Here is a 16,572-nt window from a genome sequence, read left to right as displayed (position 1 = left end):
GCGCTATACTGAGGCAGAAGTAAAAAATAAGTAAACCGAGGAGGAACATCATGGGCAGTTATCAGATGACATTTAAGCGTTACGAGAAGAAATACCTGCTGGACGACAGTCAATATAAAGAATTTGTAAAAAGGACAAGCGGGAGGCTTATCCCGGATCAATATGGGACAACCACCATATGCAATATTTATTTTGATACACCGGATGCCCGGCTCATCCGTGCATCCCTGGACAAGCCGGTCTATAAGGAAAAGTTCCGGCTTCGCAGTTATGGAACACCGAAAAAGGACGGGCCTGTCTTTCTGGAACTGAAAAAGAAATATGAGGGTATTGTATACAAGCGGCGGGAGCGTATGGTGCTGACCGAGGCTGAGGGATATCTTCTGCGCCGTGAGATGCCGGGGGTAGAGACACAGGTTCTGCGGGAAATTGATTGGTTTTTACAGTATTATAAAGATATCAGGCCGGCCATGTACATCGCTTACGACAGGGTGGCTGCCTATGATATGCAGGAGCCGGAACTCAGAGTGACATTTGACTGGGATATCCGGTTCCGGAGCCGGGAACTGGATTTGAGAAAGGGCCCATGGGGCCGGCAGATATTGGAGGAGGGGCAGCGGCTTATGGAAATAAAAATTCCAGGTGCCATGCCTGTATGGCTGTCGGAACTTCTGGACCAGCTTCACATTTATCCCATATCGTTTTCCAAGTACGGAAAGGCCTACCAGCTTCAAAATGCCCGGCATACAAGGGAAGGAAAACGGGAAGGAGGGAAATATTGTGCTTAATACCTGGTTTCAGTCAATTTTGGTGAACGAAACAGCAGCCACATTTTCCCTGGGGACTTTTCTGGCATGTACAGCAGCCTCCCTGGTTCTGGGGCTCGCGGCCGCAGTGATTTATATGTACCGCAATACATATACAAAGGGATTTGTTGTAACTCTGGTGCTGATGCCTGCCATTGTGCAGATGGTGATCATGCTGGTGAATGGGAATCTGGGCACCGGTGTGGCAGTGATGGGGGCATTTTCCCTGGTCAGGTTCCGCTCTGTGCCCGGAACGGCCAAAGAGATCAGCAGTATTTTCCTTGCTATGGCTGTGGGGCTGGCTACGGGCATGGGATATATTGGTATTGCGGCACTTTTTGTGGTGGTGATCGGTGCAGTCAACACCATTTTTACAGTCAGCAGGTTTGGGGAGAAACATACGCAGGAGAGAGCGCTGCGCATTACGATTCCGGAATCCCTGGATTACACGGAGGTGTTTGATGAGATTTTTGAAAAATATTTGAAGAGATGGGAACTGATCCAGGTAAAAACAACCAATATGGGCAGCCTGTTCCGTCTGGAGTACCAGGTTGTGCTGAAAGAGCAGAAAGATGAAAAGAGGCTGATAGATGCCATTCGCTGCCGAAATGGAAACCTGGAGATATTAAGCAGCAGGGCTGCGATTGTCAGAGAGGAGCTGTGAGACAGATGTATAATAAAAAAACAGCAGCAGTGCTTCTGTGTATTCTACTGTCGGCGGGTACCCTTTGGGGATGCGGAAGTGAACAGGCAGACAGCCGGGAGGCTGATAAAACGGTATCCGATACGGCGCCCGGTGGCAGAGCCGGTATGATGGGGGGAAGCGGCAGCACGGAAGGTGTGGACCGGAATCTGGAGCTGACAGGATCAGAGGTTGATACGGAATTTACCGAACGCGACCGAGAGGGTACTTATGCGGCGGATGAGGCGGATGATATAACCCTGAATGGAGATACCATTCAGTCGGAGAGCGGCAGTGCAGAGGTCTCCGGAAGCACGATCACCATTAACGGGGAAGGTGTCTACCGTATTACCGGGGAACTCGGTGACGGGCAGATCGTGGTAGATGCAGGGGACAGTGACAAAGTACAGATTGTTCTTGACGGAGCGGAGATCCGCTGTGAGACAAGCGCTGCTATTTATGTGAAAAACGCGGACAAAGTGTTTCTCACGCTGGCAGAGGGAAGTCAGAACAGTCTGAGCGGAGGAAATACATATACACAGACAGATGACAACACGGTAGACGGGGTAGTCTTTTCCAAGGATGATCTTACTGTAAACGGCAGCGGGGCTTTGAAAGTGACCGCCTCTTATAAACATGGCATTGTATCAAAAAATGATCTGGTCATCACAGGCGGAGAGATCACAGTCAATGCCGCGGAACACTGCATGACCGGAAAAGACTGTATAAAAGTATGGGACGGCACATTCAGCCTCACATCCCAGGGCAAGGGAATGAAAGCGGAAAATACAGAGGAGACGGAAAAAGGCAATATCTATATTGCAGGGGGCACCTTTGTTCTTAATACAGAAGATGATGCCCTGCACACCGGCGGCAGTATTGTCATAGACGGCGGCAGTTTTACGGTGGACTCAGGGGATGATGCCTTTCATGCGGATCTGGATGTTGTGGTGAACGATGGAGTGATTGCTGTAAACTCCTGCTATGAAGGACTGGAAGGCCGCAGAGTGGTGGTAAATGGCGGTGAAACCAGTCTGACGGCCAGTGATGACGGGGTAAATGCGGCAAAGGCGAAGACGGAAGAGGAGGAGGCAGATGTGCCCGGCGGAAGCGGGGACGGAAGCATGGACAATGATACGGAGGCCTACATTAAGATCACAGGGGGAACTCTGGAAGTGGACGCTGAGGGGGATGGCCTTGATTCTAACGGCAGTCTCTTTCTGTCAGGAGGAACCGTATATGTAAACGGCCCTGTGTCCGGCGGTGATGGTGCTCTTGACTATAACGGTGGCGCGGATATCACAGGCGGAACCATCATAGCTGTGGGAAGTTCCGGTATGGCACAGGGATTCAGTGATTCCTCCACCCAGTGTTCTATTCTGCAAAATCTCACAGAATCCCAGGAGGCACAGTCTGCGGTTATCTTAATAGATGCAGACGGCAATGAGCTGTTAAACTGGGCGCCTGAGAAAAATTATTCCTCTGTGCTGATCAGCTGTCCGGAAATGAATGAGGGGGAGACGTATACCCTTACTATCGGAAACGAGAGTAAGGAGCTGACCCTGGAATCCATAGTCACGTCCAATGGCACAGCAGAAGGTATGGGACGAATGGGCGGCGGCATGAAAGGAAATATGAAGAATGGCCAAAAGCCGGGTCATGCGGATGGAGAGATGCCGGAGGGAATGGAACCACCGGACGGAGAGATGCCGGAAGGAATGGAACCGCCGGGTGAAATTTAGCAAGATCCCAGATTGTATCTGAAAAAAATCAGGCAATCTGGGATTTTTTTCTTGACAGAAGGGACAGATACAGTTATAATTCCTATTAATTCGATGGGAAATATATGAAAGGAGAAAATGATGAGCAGAGATCATATTTATAGAAGCGCAGCAGAGCTGGTTGGAGGTACTCCCCTGATGGAAATGCAGAACATGGAAAAGGAGGAGGGGCTGAACGCGTCAGTTCTGGCAAAGCTGGAATATCTGAATCCGGCGGGAAGTGTGAAAGACAGGATTGCGAAAAATATGCTGGATACTGCGGAGGAGGCCGGGCTGATCGGTCCGGGTACGGTGCTGATAGAACCAACGTCCGGCAACACAGGCATAGGCCTTGCATCCATGGCAGCAGCCAGGGGATACCGCCTGATCCTTACAATGCCGGAGACTATGAGCGTGGAGCGCAGGAATATACTGAAAGCCTACGGTGCGGAGCTGGTGCTGACGGAGGGAGGCAAGGGCATGAATGGAGCCATAGCAAGAGCGGAGGAACTTAGCCGCGAAATTCCCGGCAGCTTCATTCCGGGCCAGTTTGAAAATGCCTCCAATCCGGAAATGCACAGAAAGACCACAGGACCTGAAATTTGGAACGATACGGAGGGCACCGTGGATGTCTTTGTTTCAGGGGTTGGCACAGGCGGAACCATCACAGGTACCGGAGAATATCTGAAATCGAAAAATCCGGCTGTTAAAGTGGTGGCGGTAGAGCCGACAGATTCACCGGTCCTCTCAGGCGGCAGGCCGGGTCCTCACAAGATCCAGGGCATCGGGGCAGGTTTTATCCCAACGGTGCTGAACACAGAGATATACGATGAGATCATGCAGGTGGAAAATGATGCAGCCATAGAAACCGCAAAGAAAATCGCAAAAAAAGAAGGCATTCTGGTAGGAATCTCCTCCGGTGCGGCCATGTATGCAGCTATGGAACTGGCTAAGAGAAAAGAGTATGCAGGGAAAAATATCGTTGTGCTTCTTCCGGACAGCGGAGACAGATATTATTCCACGCCATTATTCCAAAATTAAAATTCCGGAACAAAAAACAGCTTTTTGAGCCAAAGCTTGAAGGGCGTTATAAAAATATCAAAAAAGGTGAGGGTGACAACTATGAAAAAAACAGAGAGAAAAGACAGAAATTTTAAATTCGAGACTTTACAGCTTCATGTGGGCCAGGAGGCTCCGGATTCGGCAACAGGTGCAAGGGCAGTACCTATATATGCTTCCTCCTCCTATGTGTTTGATGACTGTGCACATGCGGCAGCACGTTTTGACCTGTCAAATGCGGGGAATATTTACGGAAGGCTGACAAATCCCACTCAGGATGTATTTGAACAGAGAATTGCGGCACTGGAGGGCGGCGTGGCAGCACTGGCTGTTGCGTCAGGAGCTGCGGCTATCTCCTATACCTTCCAGAATCTGGCAAAACAGGGGGACCACATCGTCTCCGCAAAAAATATTTACGGGGGGTCTTATAACCTGCTGGAACATACTCTGCCGGACTATGGGATTGAAACCACATTTGTGGATATATTTAATAAGGAAGAAGTGGAGGGCGCCATTCGGGAGAACACGAAAGCTATTTTTATTGAGACACTTGGAAATCCCCGTTCTGAGGCGGTGGATATTGAGGCTGTTGCGCAGATCGCTCATGCCCATAAAATTCCTTTGGTGGTTGACAACACGTTTGCCACGCCTTTCCTGGTGCGCCCCATTGCATACGGGGCGGATATTGTGGTACATTCCGCCACAAAGTTTATCGGCGGTCATGGTACGGCTCTGGGCGGTGTGATCATAGACAGCGGAAAATTTGACTGGGAGGCATCTGGAAAATTCTCCTCCCTTGTGGAACCCAATCCCAGCTACCACGGGGTAAGCTTTACAAAAGCCGCTGGTCCGGCTGCCTTTGTGACGAAGATCAGAGCCATTTTGCTGCGCGACACAGGTGCTACGCTTTCTCCCTTCCATGCATTTTTCTTCCTTCAGGGACTGGAAACTCTGTCTCTGCGGGTAGAACGCCATGTACAGAATACGCTGAAAGTGGTAGAATATTTACAGAAACATCCGCTGGTGGAGGAAGTTCATCATCCGTCTGTCAGCGAAGATCCCGAACAGCAGAGATTGTATAAAAAGTATTTCCCCAATGGGGGCGGTTCTATCTTTACATTTGAGGTAAAAGGAGATGCCGGGAAGACAAAAGAATTTATCGACAACCTGGAACTTTTCTCTTTGCTGGCAAATGTGGCTGATGTGAAATCCCTGGTCATTCACCCGGCTTCCACCACCCATGCCCAGCTCACCGAAGCAGAACTTACAGAGCAGGGAATCCGTCCAAATACTGTCCGCCTGTCCATAGGTACGGAGAACATTGATGACATCCTTCAGGATTTGGAGGAGGCATTTCGTGCCATATCCTGACAGGTACAGGGGGGAAGCGGGGATGACAGCATCTGCCTTCGGAAAGAAAGGGATATCTGGAGGTAACTCATGAAAATATCAACAAAAGGACGTTATGCACTGCGTATGATGCTGGATATAGCCATACACGATGAGGGCGGTCCGGTGAGAGTAAAAGAAATTGCGTCAAGACAGGAAATCTCCACAAAATACCTGGAGCAGATCGTGTCTATCCTTGCCCGCGCCGGTTATGTGAAAAGCATCCGCGGGCCCCAGGGCGGTTACCGCTTGTCCAAAAAGCCGGAGGAGTATTCCGTTGGTTCTATTCTCCGTTTGACAGAGGGCAGCCTGGCACCAGTGGAATGCCTGGAAGGGGAGACCAACGAATGTACCCGTGCAGAAGCCTGCCCCACGCTTGTTCTCTGGAAGGAGCTGGACAATGCCATAAAAAGTGTGGTGGACAAATACACACTGGCAGATTTGGTAGAATGGCAGAAGCAGTGCTCCCTGAATTATATAATATAAGAAAAATTGTGATACAAAAGAAAGCTGCTGCGGCCTGCCGGTATTTGAACCATTCAGCAGATTATGATCAAAATCCTTTTGGAAGGAGAGACAACCGTTTTGGGTTGGCAAAAAAGGTCGAGAGTAATATTAGAAGTTCCGGTATGATAACAAGTGTAGGGAGGTGACAGAAATGACGGAGCAGATTCTGGCTGTCCAGAGAATGCAGGATTACATCGAACAACATTTAAGTGAAAGTATGACGCTGGCGAAGCTTTCGGAAGTGTCCCTGTATTCTCCCTGGTATTCATACCGCCTGTTTAAGGAGTATACCAATCTCACTCCGGCAGATTACATCCGCCGCCTGCGCCTTTCCCGGTCCGCCTTGCGCCTGCGGGATGAGAAATGCAGGATTCTGGATGTGGCACTGGATATGGGATTCGGCAGTGTAGATGGGTATCAGCGTGCTTTTTTTCGGGAGTTTGGCTGTAATCCCAGAGAGTACACGGCGAATCCGGGGCCTCTGCTTCTGTTTATCCCCTACGGCGTAAAATACAGAAACCTGCGAAAGGAGCCGGAAGATATGGAAAGTGTAAAAAGTGTATTTGTTCAGATGACAGAGCGACCAGCAAGAAAAGTGATCATAAAAAGAGGTAAGAATGCGGAGGATTATTTTCAGTATTGCGGGGAAGTAGGGTGTGATGTGTGGGGGATCCTCACCAGTATAAAATCCATCAGCGGCGAACCTGTATGTCTCTGGCTTCCGGAAGCATACCGCACTTCGGGCACATCGACATATGTGCAGGGTGTGGAAGTGGCAGCAGATTTCCAGGAGCCGGTGCCGGAGGGATTTGAATGTATAGATCTTCCGGCAGCAAAATACCTGATGTTTCGCGGAGAACCCTTCGAGGAGGAAGGGTACTGCCAGGCGATCACGGAAGTGCAGCAGGCAATTGAAAAATACGATCCGGAAGTGATCGGCTGCTGCTGGGATAAGGAAAATCCCCGCATACAGCTTGAACCGGTAGGTCACAGGGGATATATTGAACTGCTGCCGGTGAAAGAAATCTGATGAGCCGCTGCCCCTGTTAAGTATTTCATACTGATGTTTCACGTTTCGCTGTACCCAGGTGATACGTGAAGTATACAGCACTCCAGAGAATCCGTTCTTTCTGGTTTCCAGAAGAGCGGGTTCTCTGGATTTTTGTGTGGAAAAAACTCAGGCAGAATACGGTCTTTGGTATTTTTTCGGATGTGAGATTACAGGAGGTAAAACCGGGAGTGGGAAATATCACCTTTGGCGGCAGCAGGGGGCGTGCTGGAAGAGCCGGTACATTAGAGTTAATAGCTCTGTTGATGGGAGTGAAAGGACGGATAGAGAATACATGAGGTGATTTATAAAAGGAATGAATGTTTAAAATGAATATATTTAATGATATAATTAAGATAATTAATATATGTATTAAAAATATGAATATTTATGTTGACATATACGAAGTGTAGGTATATTATATAAACCATAAGGAGGAAAACAAATGTATAAAGTAATCAGTCAGTGCCCGGTCTGCGGCGGTCAGCTCAAAGTGATCAAATTAAAATGTGACAAGTGTGATACAGTTATTGAAAATGATTTCCGCCTGAACAAATTTGACTACCTGTCCGAACAGGAGCTTTTCTTCACCGAAACATTTATCCGCTGCCGCGGCAACATCAAAGAAGTAGAAAAAGAACTGAAAATCTCTTATCCCACAGTCCGTTCCCGTCTGGACGAGGTGATAGAGAAGCTGGGATACAAATCGGCTCCGGCTCCGGACAATAAGAAAAAGGAAATACTGGATGCCCTGGAGCGCGGAGAAATCACCCCGGAGGAAGCTCTGGAGCAAATGAAATAAAAATATCAAAATAAAAGGAGAATATCATGGAAGAACAGTTAAGAATTTTAAAAATGTTAGAGGAAGGCAAAATTACAGCAGAGCAGGCATCAGAGCTTCTGGCAGCTCTGACACCACAAAAGGAGGTGGGGGCAGCTTCCTATGAAGTGGCAAAAACCGAACCGGTCAATATGGACTATGACAAAAGAATGGTACGCATTGTGGTCGACAGCAGTGAGGGGGACAAAGTCAACGTGCAGCTTCCGGTGACAGCCATCCGACAGATCCTCAAAGTCACAGGAAAACTTCCTGTTGTCAGTGAAAATATGCAGGGTATTGAACTCACGGAGGTTCTGGATACCGTTGTGGACTGTCTGGATGCGGAAGCAATCGGTGATATTGTGAATGTAGTGTCTAAAGCTGGTGATGTTGTAAAAATTTACATCGGTTAAGCAAGGGGAGAGAAGATGAGGATCATTATACGCTCCAAGGATGTACGACTTTTCATTCCGGTACCACTGCGGCTTGCGGGATTTGCCATAGCCTGCATCCCGGAGTGTGCTGTTCGGGAAATGCAGAATGCTCTGCCTGCTCCTTACGGAAAAGATATCAACAAAAAATTTCTCCGTCAGGCCTGCCGTGAATGCTATCAGGTTCTACGGCAGTATAAAGGCCTGGAGATCATAAACGTCACAGCGCAGGACGGAACTTATGTTTCTGTCAGGCTTTGAAAAAGGGACATCCATTGATGTCCCTAGTACTTGATCTGGTCATTTACATGTCTCTGTAAAGAGCCTCCAGCATATCCAGGATGTGCTTCTGGGAAAATTTGCTGCTGTCTAAACAGAGGTCATAATGGGTCATATCCAGCCATTTGGCATCTGTGAAGTATTCATAGTAGGAACGTCTTCTTTTATCCATTTTTTTGACCAGAGAGCGGGCGCTTCGCTCTTCTCTGCCGATACGTTCCATAATGTTTATTACCCTGTACTCAAAGGGGGCAAAAATGAAAATACTTTTGCATTTATTCTCCAGGATCTGATCAGCACAGCGTCCTGCAAGAATACAGTCTCCCTTTTCTGCCAGGTCATGAATGATTTTAGACTGGGACCCAAAGAGCACGTCGTTCATGGGCTGAAAATGATACTGGGGTTCCATCTGCATGGCGTCTTTTACCGGAAGATGCCATTGGTTTGCCCGCGTTTCATCTACTTTTTTCAGTTCCTCCAGGGGAATATCATTTTCCTGGCTTGCCAGGGTGATGAGCTCTTTGTCATAAAACGGAATATCAAGTCTTTCTGCAAGTGCTTTTCCGATCAGTCTTCCATTGCTGCCATACATTCGGTTGATCGTAATGATGCGGTTAGTCATATCTATCCCTCCTTGTATAAAACTGTGGGTAACGACGGGTGTCCGTTGTCTATTATTCTTACAACTATTATACCATATTATCTGAAAATATTCTATATATATAGAAAATTAAAAGCGGTAATTCAGCCCATTATACAGCTAAAACCTGAGTCAGTCAGCGCCGAAATGCAATGCATCGTATTTTGCACCTCAAAGGCGGGAACACCCCTAAAGGGTAGAAATTAGCGGATCATAATAGATGAAATGAATTTTAGAAAGAAATGTGTCAAAAATACTTGGATTTCTGACAGGATAATGTTATGATAACATAGAAATAAAAAACGGTTTCTGACAATGTGTCAGGAACGGCAGAATGATAGAGGTGCAGGTTTCAAGAGTATTTCCGCAGAAAAGGCCGGGCGGCCGCCGGAAAGAAAGGGGAAGCTGCCGAAGGGATGGACACCTGCCCGGGTGTCTGTTTCTGGGACGCCGCATAAGATGCGTCGTACTGTCACTGGAAGTGGAGCGCTATCATCTTGGACAGAGAAAGAAATTTTGCTGCCATGAACGCGTTCCCGTAAGGGATTGCCGTTCATGGCTTTTTATTGTCTGTAATAATAGAAAGCACTGTAGTACAGGGCAGAAACCGGGAAAAGAAAGAGAGGATGTTTCTATGGGAAGCAGGAAAAGAAGATGGGGCATGTGGGTGTCCGCAGCGCTTATGGTGCTGCTGTGTGCAGTCACAGTATTTGCCGGGGAGGGCGAGACGGCATATGAACCCAAAATGTACGCGACCTTCTGGGCCCTTGTGCCGCCGGTTGTGGCGATCGCGCTGGCACTGATCACAAAGGAAGTTTATAGTTCTTTGTTTATTGGAATTTTAGTGGGGGCTTTATTTTACTCCAACTTTTCCTTTGAGGGAACTGTAACACAGATTTTTCAGGGAGGCATAATCAGCGTGCTTTCCAGTGGCAACAATGTAGGGATCCTTGTATTCCTGGTCATTCTGGGCATTATGGTGTGTCTCATGAACAATGCAGGAGGTTCCGCAGCTTTTGGGCGCTGGGCAGGCGGGCATATTAAGAGCCGTGTGGGAGCGCAGCTTGCCACAATCCTGCTGGGTGTGCTGATTTTTATTGACGACTATTTCAACTGTCTCACCGTGGGCAGTGTTATGCGTCCGGTGACGGATAAGCAGCAGGTTTCCAGGGCAAAGCTGGCCTATCTTATTGATGCCACGGCAGCTCCGGTCTGTATTATAGCGCCTATTTCTTCATGGGCGGCTGCAGTCAGTGGATTTGTAGAGGGAGAAGATGGGCTTTCCCTTTTTGTGCGGGCCATTCCTTATAATTTTTATGCCCTTCTTACCATTGTCATGATGGTGGGAATGGTACTGATGAAGGTGGAGTTCGGCTCCATGGCAGTGCATGAGAAGAATGCAATGCAGGGTGATCTATATACCACTCCGGGCCGCCCTTATGCCAGTGCAGAGACACAGAGAGAGAACATGAAGGGGAAAGTGATTGACCTTGTCATCCCTATTTTGTGTCTGGTAGTGTGCTGTATCATCGGCATGATCTATACAGGCGGATTTTTTGACGGGGCTGGGTTTGTTGAGGCATTCTCCCAGAGTGATGCATCCGTAGGCCTTGCGATGGGCAGCTTTTTTGGTCTGGTGATCACAGTGGTTCTGTATATTGCCCGCCGGGTTCTCTCTTTCAGGGATTGTATGGCATGTATACCGGAGGGATTTAAAGCCATGGTTCCTGCCATCCTCATCCTGACCTTTGCCTGGACACTGAAAGCCATGACGGACAGCCTGGGTGCAGCAGAGTATGTGGAAGTCCTGGTGAAATCAGGAGCAAGCGGATTTATAAACCTGCTTCCTGCTATTATCTTTTTAGTCGGATGCGGTCTGGCATTTGCCACCGGAACTTCATGGGGAACCTTTGGTATCCTGATCCCCATTGTGGTTTCCGCATTTTCCAACACCAATCCGCAGCTTATGATTATTTCCATATCTGCCTGTATGGCAGGGGCTGTATGTGGTGATCACTGCTCTCCCATATCAGATACTACAATTATGGCGTCAGCGGGAGCCCAGTGTGACCATGTAAACCATGTTTCCACGCAGCTTCCTTATGCGGTCACAGTGGCAGCGGTCAGCTTTGTTTCCTACATTATTGCAGGATTTGTGCAGACTGCATGGATTGCGCTTCCTATAGCGATTCTTCTTATGCTGCTGGTGCTGGTTGTAATAAAAATACAGAACAGGCCTCTTTCCTAAGGATTGGGCAGAGACAGGTGTGCAGACCCTTCGTCTAGGTGCTGCACACCTTTTTTGTGCCAGTTTTTGGGCTGTGCGGAAAACGCTTCCGGGGGTATGGAACAGACTGATACCTCATCTATATTGTTGGAATGAATTTAAAAAAAGCAATATATCTAATATTGTTAGCAAGAAGAAGATAGACTTATGAGGAAAATTTGCGTATGCTATAGATAGTAAAACGAAAGTTCCGGCAGAGAGCGGCAGTAGTCTGCAAAGGAGAAAAAAGTTGAAATATTTTACCGGATGAAAGGAGATTCTTATGAGTGAAAGAGCGGAAATGAAGGGGCGGGTTACAATTCCTACAGATGTGGATGTGGTTCCGGAGACAATGGAGCTTGTGAAACGGTGGGGCGCAGACGCTATCCGTGACTGTGACGGAACAGACTATCCTGAGGAGCTGCGCCATGTGGATGCTAAGGTTTACTCCACTTATTATACAACCAGAAAAGACAATACATGGGCAAAAGCAAACCCGGATGAGATTCAGCAGATGTATATCATGACACCTTTCTATAATGCGGCTGAAAGTGAGCTGTCCATTCATCTGATGAACCATTTGTATCCGGACATGCTCAAGGTTAATTCCAGGGATGATATCACCCGTTGGTGGGAAGTGATTGACCGTACAACCGGTGAAGTGGTTTCCACTGAACAGTGGGAGTACAGTGACGAGACAGGGAATGTGACCATCCATGATGCCAAAGCATTCCATGATTATACGGTCAGTTTTCTGGCCTATATTATGTGGGACCCGGTACATATGTATAATGCAGTGACCAATGACTGGAAAGACGTGGAAAAGCAGATCACTTTTGATGTCCGCCAGCCGAAGACCCGCAAATTTTCCATGGAGAGGCTGCGCAAATACATACAGGACAATCCTCACATTGATGTGATACGTTATACAACTTTTTTCCACCAGTTCACTCTGATCTTCGATGAACTGGCAAGAGAAAAATATGTGGACTGGTACGGATATTCCGCGTCCATAAGTCCATACATTCTGGAACTGTTTGAGGCTGAGGCGGGGTATAAATTCCGTCCGGAATACATTATTGACCAGGGTTATATGAACAATACCTACCGCATTCCGTCAAAGGAATTCCAGGATTTCCAGAGATTCCAGAGACGCGAGGTTGCCAAGCTGGCGAAAGAGATGGTGGATATCACACATGAGTGCGGCAAGGAAGCCATGATGTTCTTAGGTGACCACTGGATTGGAACTGAGCCATTTATGGATGAATTCAAATCCATAGGTCTGGACGCTGTTGTGGGAAGTGTGGGAAATGGTTCCACCCTGCGCCTGATCAGTGATATTGAAGGTGTGAATTATACAGAGGGACGTTTTCTTCCCTACTTCTTCCCGGATACATTCCACGAGGGCGGTGACCCGGTGAAAGAGGCAAAGGTGAACTGGGTAACAGCCAGAAGAGCTATTTTGAGAAAGCCGATCGACCGTATCGGCTACGGCGGATATCTGAAGCTGGCTATGCAGTTCCCGGATTTTATTGACTATGTGGAGAGCGTTTGCCGGGAATTCAGGACCCTGTATAACAATATCAAGGGAACCACACCGTATTGTGTAAAACGTGTAGCTGTGCTGAACAGCTGGGGCAAAATGCGTGCTTGGGGCAATCATATGGTACACCATGCCATTTACTACAAACAGAATTATTCTTATGCGGGTATTATTGAGGCTCTGAGCGGTGCGCCCTTTGATGTGAAATTTATCAGTTTTGATGACATCAGAGAGAATCCGGATATCTTAAAAGATATTGACGTTATTCTCAATGTGGGCGGTGCTTACACTGCATATTCAGGAGGCGGGAACTGGGCGGATGAGAAAATTCTCACAGCAGTGAAACGTTTTGTATATGAAGGCGGCGGATTCATCGGTGTGGGTGAACCTACAGCCTGCCAGAGAGAGGGACGTTACTTCCAGCTCTCCGGGGTTATGGGAGTGGAGAAAGAGAACGGATTCACTCTGAATGTGGATAAATACAACTGGGAAGAACATAAACACTTTATCACAGAAGACTGTACAGGGGAGGTAGACTTTGGCGAGGGCCAGAAGAGTATTTTTGCCCTTCCGGAAACTACGATCATCAAGCAGGTAGATAAGGAAGTACAGCTTGCTGCCAATGATTTCGGAGATGGAAGAAGTGTATATATCAGCGGCCTTCCTTACAGCTTTGAGAACAGCAGGCTTCTCTACAGAGCCATCCTCTGGTCATCCCACGATGAGGAAAACCTGCATAAATGGTTCTCATCGAATTATAACGTAGAAGTCCATGCATATGTGAAAAATGGAAAATACTGTGTGGTCAACAATACTTATGAGCCCCAGGATACAGTGGTATATAAAGGGGATGGAAGCAGCTTTGAACTGCATCTGGAAGCCAATGAGATTATCTGGTATGAAATTTAATTAAAAGTGGAAGCAAAAAAGAAGTGTTCCTGTCTATGAAGCTGCTGACAGGAACGCTTCTTTTCATTGATCACTTTTTAATTTACGGGAAATAGTCTTAAAGACATCTGCCACCAGTCGTACCTTTATCATAACAGATCCAAAGAACACAGAAACAGTCGTTGGCGCAAAAAAACTGCTTTGCGCAGAGCAGCGGAATCTCTATCATATCATCATAGCGAAAAAGCAGCTGTTCTGTCAGTGAAGATGCTGACAGGACAACTGCTTTTTACAGCAAGAAGTTCAAAGGATTTTACATCACTTTTTATGTGTTTCAGGTATAAGAAGTGATATATTATATATGATATCAGATTAAAAACGATATTACAAGGGGTTAGTATAAAAAGTTTGTGATAAGCTCCATGTTTTACCAGGAAAAATAGGTTTGCGTGAGTTGTGGTATCAGATTAAAACTGACACACCTTATTTTTTTGCGTTCTCTGCGTAATCGGTAACCACAAGTTTAGAGTAATCCACTCGGGCTTTCAATTCACCTGCACTGTCCAGAATATCCTGGAGAAGTTCAAAACTGTCTTTTTCAAAGACAAGGTTATCTTTCCAGGTATCCTGGTCTTTATAACGTTTTACAATGGTTGTGATGGTATCTAAGTCGTTTTCCTTGAACTGGGGTTTTATGATCTTGGCAATCTCCTGGGCTGTGTGGGAGTTCACATAGTCCATACCTTTTTGCATGGCATTGACAAAGCCCTGAATGATTTCCGGATTTTTCTCTATAAAACTTTTTTTGGCACTGTAGGCTGTGTAAGGAACATAACCGGAATCAACGCCGCAGGAGGCCACAACATAACCGGCCCCTTCTTTTTCAAGGGCGGTGGCGCTTGGTTCAAACTCAACAGATTTTTATAAGTTACTACACCTCTATACTAAAAATTCAAACCCACAGATTTTATGGGTTTCAGGTTCCACATATATTTCTTTGATGGTACGTTTCCAAAATGCTTTACGATGCTCTACATCTAATTTTTCATATAATTTCTGCCAGTCTCCAGAAATAGATTTCTGGATCTCCAGATATTTTTCAATGGGGACGGTAACGGCCTGCTCTTTTTTCAGTTCTTTTTCAAGTTTATCGTATTCTTGTTCATAGTATGATTCATCAATGCGCCCTTTTTGGTACAGGAGGTTCAGACGATCCATTTCTGATTTGAGTTTTGAGGTCTGATTTTTTGTTTTCTTTTCTAAGGCTTTTTGTTGCTGCAGGTTGAAGATATTTATTTCCAACTGATGCGTAAGATTGGTAAGCATGTATTCTTCCACAACAGACTCCGTGATGCAGGGAGAGTTGTGGTAATCATATTTCTTGCTGCACCGATATCTTTTATAATAGCTAATATCACCATTCCCCAATTTTTGTTTTTTAACAAATCCGGTCAGCCGGGTGCCGCAATGAGGGCATTTTATCAAGCTGCTAAACAAATAGGGTTCGCGAGTATGCGGGTAACTTTTGGCTGCAGAAATTTTGTGGATTTGACTGTATTGCTCTGGGGTTATATATGCAGGGTGATATCCTTCAATGCCATCATAAATGCCAGCATAAGCTTCATGGGATAGAATACGGTTAATTTTATATTCTGTAAGCTTTTCATCATTTCTGTATTTTCCCAGGATATAAAACACGGTCTGTCGTTTTGAGAAACAGGAAAAGTAGTATTTAAATATCTCATTTACGATATGCTCACGATCAGGATCTTTATGTAGTTTTTTATCTTCGCCCAGGATATAACCATAGGGAGCTGCGCCGGTCACGTGTTGACCCTGACGTTTTTTATGTGAGAAGACAACCTTAATTCGTTCACTAGTGCGATCACACTCGTTTTGAGCCACGGCCAGCATGATATTAATTTTGAGTTGGCCATCGGCAGTTGAGGTATCATAATCCTCACAAACTGTCCGCCAATTGCAGTGATGGGCCTCCAGTATAGCCTGTGTATTGTGATAGTCTTTAACATTCCTAAACCAACGGTCTAACTTGGTTACAAGAATGAGATCAATCTTATCTTGTTGCACATCATTCAACAACCGCATAAATTCTTTGCGGTTCTGCAACTTCTTCCGGGCTGTAATTCCTTCATCGGAATATGTTCCCACAATTTCATAACCATGGTCTACAGCATAGTGCCGCAGATCTTCCATCTGGGTTACAAGCGACAGACCGTATTTAGCCTGCAGATCATGAGATACACGATCATATAATGCACATCGTATTTTTTTCATGATATCAGCTCCTATCTATTTATTTAGGCAATTTCTCCATCTATCTATAGAGAGGGGGGAATCCGCACTTATTATGATAAAGTTCCATTACAAAATTCTTAATAAGAACATACGTTCTTGAATGCGTAACAAATGTGTTGTATATTATAAAAAAGAACA

Annotated in this window: 16 protein-coding genes, 1 pseudogene and 1 riboswitch; of the genes and pseudogenes, 14 read left to right on the top strand and 3 right to left on the bottom strand. The window is 46.5% G+C overall.

All coding sequences use genetic code 11. From position 1 onward, the window contains the following. Positions 1–50 precede the first annotated feature (50 nt). The 12 genes from A4V09_RS11640 (at position 51) to A4V09_RS11590 (ending at position 8,763) form a co-directional block, all read left to right on the top strand. Positions 51–788, top strand: a complete 738-nt coding sequence (locus A4V09_RS11640; RefSeq protein WP_065542499.1) for a polyphosphate polymerase domain-containing protein — start codon at positions 51–53, stop codon at positions 786–788. Next, positions 781–1,470, top strand: a complete 690-nt coding sequence (locus tag A4V09_RS11635; RefSeq protein ID WP_065542498.1) for a DUF4956 domain-containing protein — start codon at positions 781–783, stop codon at positions 1,468–1,470. The genes A4V09_RS11640 and A4V09_RS11635 overlap by 8 nt, the downstream gene beginning before the upstream one ends. Before the next feature lie 5 nt (positions 1,471–1,475). Next, a complete protein-coding gene (locus A4V09_RS11630; RefSeq protein ID WP_084043556.1) occupies positions 1,476–3,230 on the top strand; it encodes a carbohydrate-binding domain-containing protein in 1,755 nt (584 codons plus the stop codon). A gap of 120 nt (positions 3,231–3,350) precedes the next feature. After that, positions 3,351–4,289 (top strand): cysteine synthase A, encoded by a 939-nt coding sequence (cysK, locus tag A4V09_RS11625; RefSeq protein ID WP_065542497.1) that lies wholly within the window; start codon positions 3,351–3,353, stop codon positions 4,287–4,289. 81 nt (positions 4,290–4,370) lie between these two features. Next, positions 4,371–5,678 carry an O-acetylhomoserine aminocarboxypropyltransferase/cysteine synthase family protein gene (locus tag A4V09_RS11620; protein WP_065542496.1) on the top strand — a complete coding sequence of 436 codons (1,308 nt, stop codon included), beginning with the start codon at positions 4,371–4,373 and terminating at the stop codon, positions 5,676–5,678. A 69-nt stretch (positions 5,679–5,747) separates the two neighbouring features. Continuing rightward, positions 5,748–6,182: an RrF2 family transcriptional regulator gene (locus A4V09_RS11615; protein WP_065542495.1), complete on the top strand. Its 435-nt coding sequence runs from the start codon at positions 5,748–5,750 to the stop codon at positions 6,180–6,182. After that, positions 6,146–6,349 carry a hypothetical protein gene (locus A4V09_RS24435; protein ID WP_157123498.1) on the top strand — a complete coding sequence of 68 codons (204 nt, stop codon included), beginning with the start codon at positions 6,146–6,148 and terminating at the stop codon, positions 6,347–6,349. Before A4V09_RS11615 ends, A4V09_RS24435 begins: the two co-directional genes overlap by 37 nt. Positions 6,350–6,354: 5 nt before the next feature. After that, entirely contained in the window at positions 6,355–7,233 is an 879-nt protein-coding gene (locus A4V09_RS11610; RefSeq protein ID WP_065542494.1) for a helix-turn-helix domain-containing protein, read from the top strand. Positions 7,234–7,298: 65 nt separating this feature from the next. Next, entirely contained in the window at positions 7,299–7,550 is a 252-nt protein-coding gene (locus tag A4V09_RS11605) for a hypothetical protein (RefSeq protein ID WP_065542493.1), read from the top strand. Positions 7,551–7,696: 146 nt separating this feature from the next. After that, on the top strand, positions 7,697–8,053 hold the full coding sequence (locus tag A4V09_RS11600) for a DUF2089 domain-containing protein (RefSeq protein ID WP_065542492.1): 357 nt from the start codon (positions 7,697–7,699) through the stop codon (positions 8,051–8,053). Between the two features lie 26 nt (positions 8,054–8,079). Then, positions 8,080–8,484 (top strand): SHOCT-like domain-containing protein, encoded by a 405-nt coding sequence (locus A4V09_RS11595; protein ID WP_065542491.1) that lies wholly within the window; start codon positions 8,080–8,082, stop codon positions 8,482–8,484. A 15-nt stretch (positions 8,485–8,499) separates the two neighbouring features. Beyond that, on the top strand, positions 8,500–8,763 hold the full coding sequence (locus A4V09_RS11590; RefSeq protein WP_065542490.1) for a hypothetical protein: 264 nt from the start codon (positions 8,500–8,502) through the stop codon (positions 8,761–8,763). Between the two features lie 43 nt (positions 8,764–8,806). On the opposite strand, the gene A4V09_RS11585 is transcribed toward A4V09_RS11590, so the two are convergent. After that, a complete protein-coding gene (locus A4V09_RS11585; protein ID WP_065542489.1) occupies positions 8,807–9,403 on the bottom strand; it encodes a cytidylate kinase-like family protein in 597 nt (198 codons plus the stop codon). Between the two features lie 348 nt (positions 9,404–9,751). Beyond that, a riboswitch (Lysine riboswitch) is annotated at positions 9,752–9,921 on the top strand. 161 nt (positions 9,922–10,082) lie between these two features. Here A4V09_RS11585 and A4V09_RS11580 point away from each other — a divergent pair. Then, positions 10,083–11,669, top strand: coding sequence for a Na+/H+ antiporter NhaC family protein (locus tag A4V09_RS11580; protein WP_408606834.1), 1,587 nt, complete (start codon positions 10,083–10,085; stop codon positions 11,667–11,669). A 301-nt stretch (positions 11,670–11,970) separates the two neighbouring features. Beyond that, positions 11,971–14,139 (top strand): 1,3-beta-galactosyl-N-acetylhexosamine phosphorylase, encoded by a 2,169-nt coding sequence (gnpA, locus tag A4V09_RS11575; protein ID WP_065542488.1) that lies wholly within the window; start codon positions 11,971–11,973, stop codon positions 14,137–14,139. Positions 14,140–14,601: 462 nt separating this feature from the next. Here the strand turns inward: gnpA and A4V09_RS11570 are convergent. Both A4V09_RS11570 and A4V09_RS11565 read right to left on the bottom strand, forming a co-directional pair. Continuing rightward, positions 14,602–15,036: pseudogene (locus A4V09_RS11570) on the bottom strand (ABC transporter substrate-binding protein); the annotation flags it as partial. Between the two features lie 21 nt (positions 15,037–15,057). Continuing rightward, complete coding sequence (locus A4V09_RS11565) at positions 15,058–16,413, bottom strand: recombinase family protein (protein ID WP_084043554.1); 1,356 nt, start codon at positions 16,411–16,413, stop codon at positions 15,058–15,060. Positions 16,414–16,572: the final 159 nt, after the last annotated feature.

The organism is Blautia pseudococcoides (assembly GCF_001689125.2).
Classification (GTDB): domain Bacteria; phylum Bacillota; class Clostridia; order Lachnospirales; family Lachnospiraceae; genus Blautia; species Blautia pseudococcoides.
Note: the sequence above shows the minus strand (reverse complement) of the source record. Positions and strands in the feature narration are given on the sequence as shown.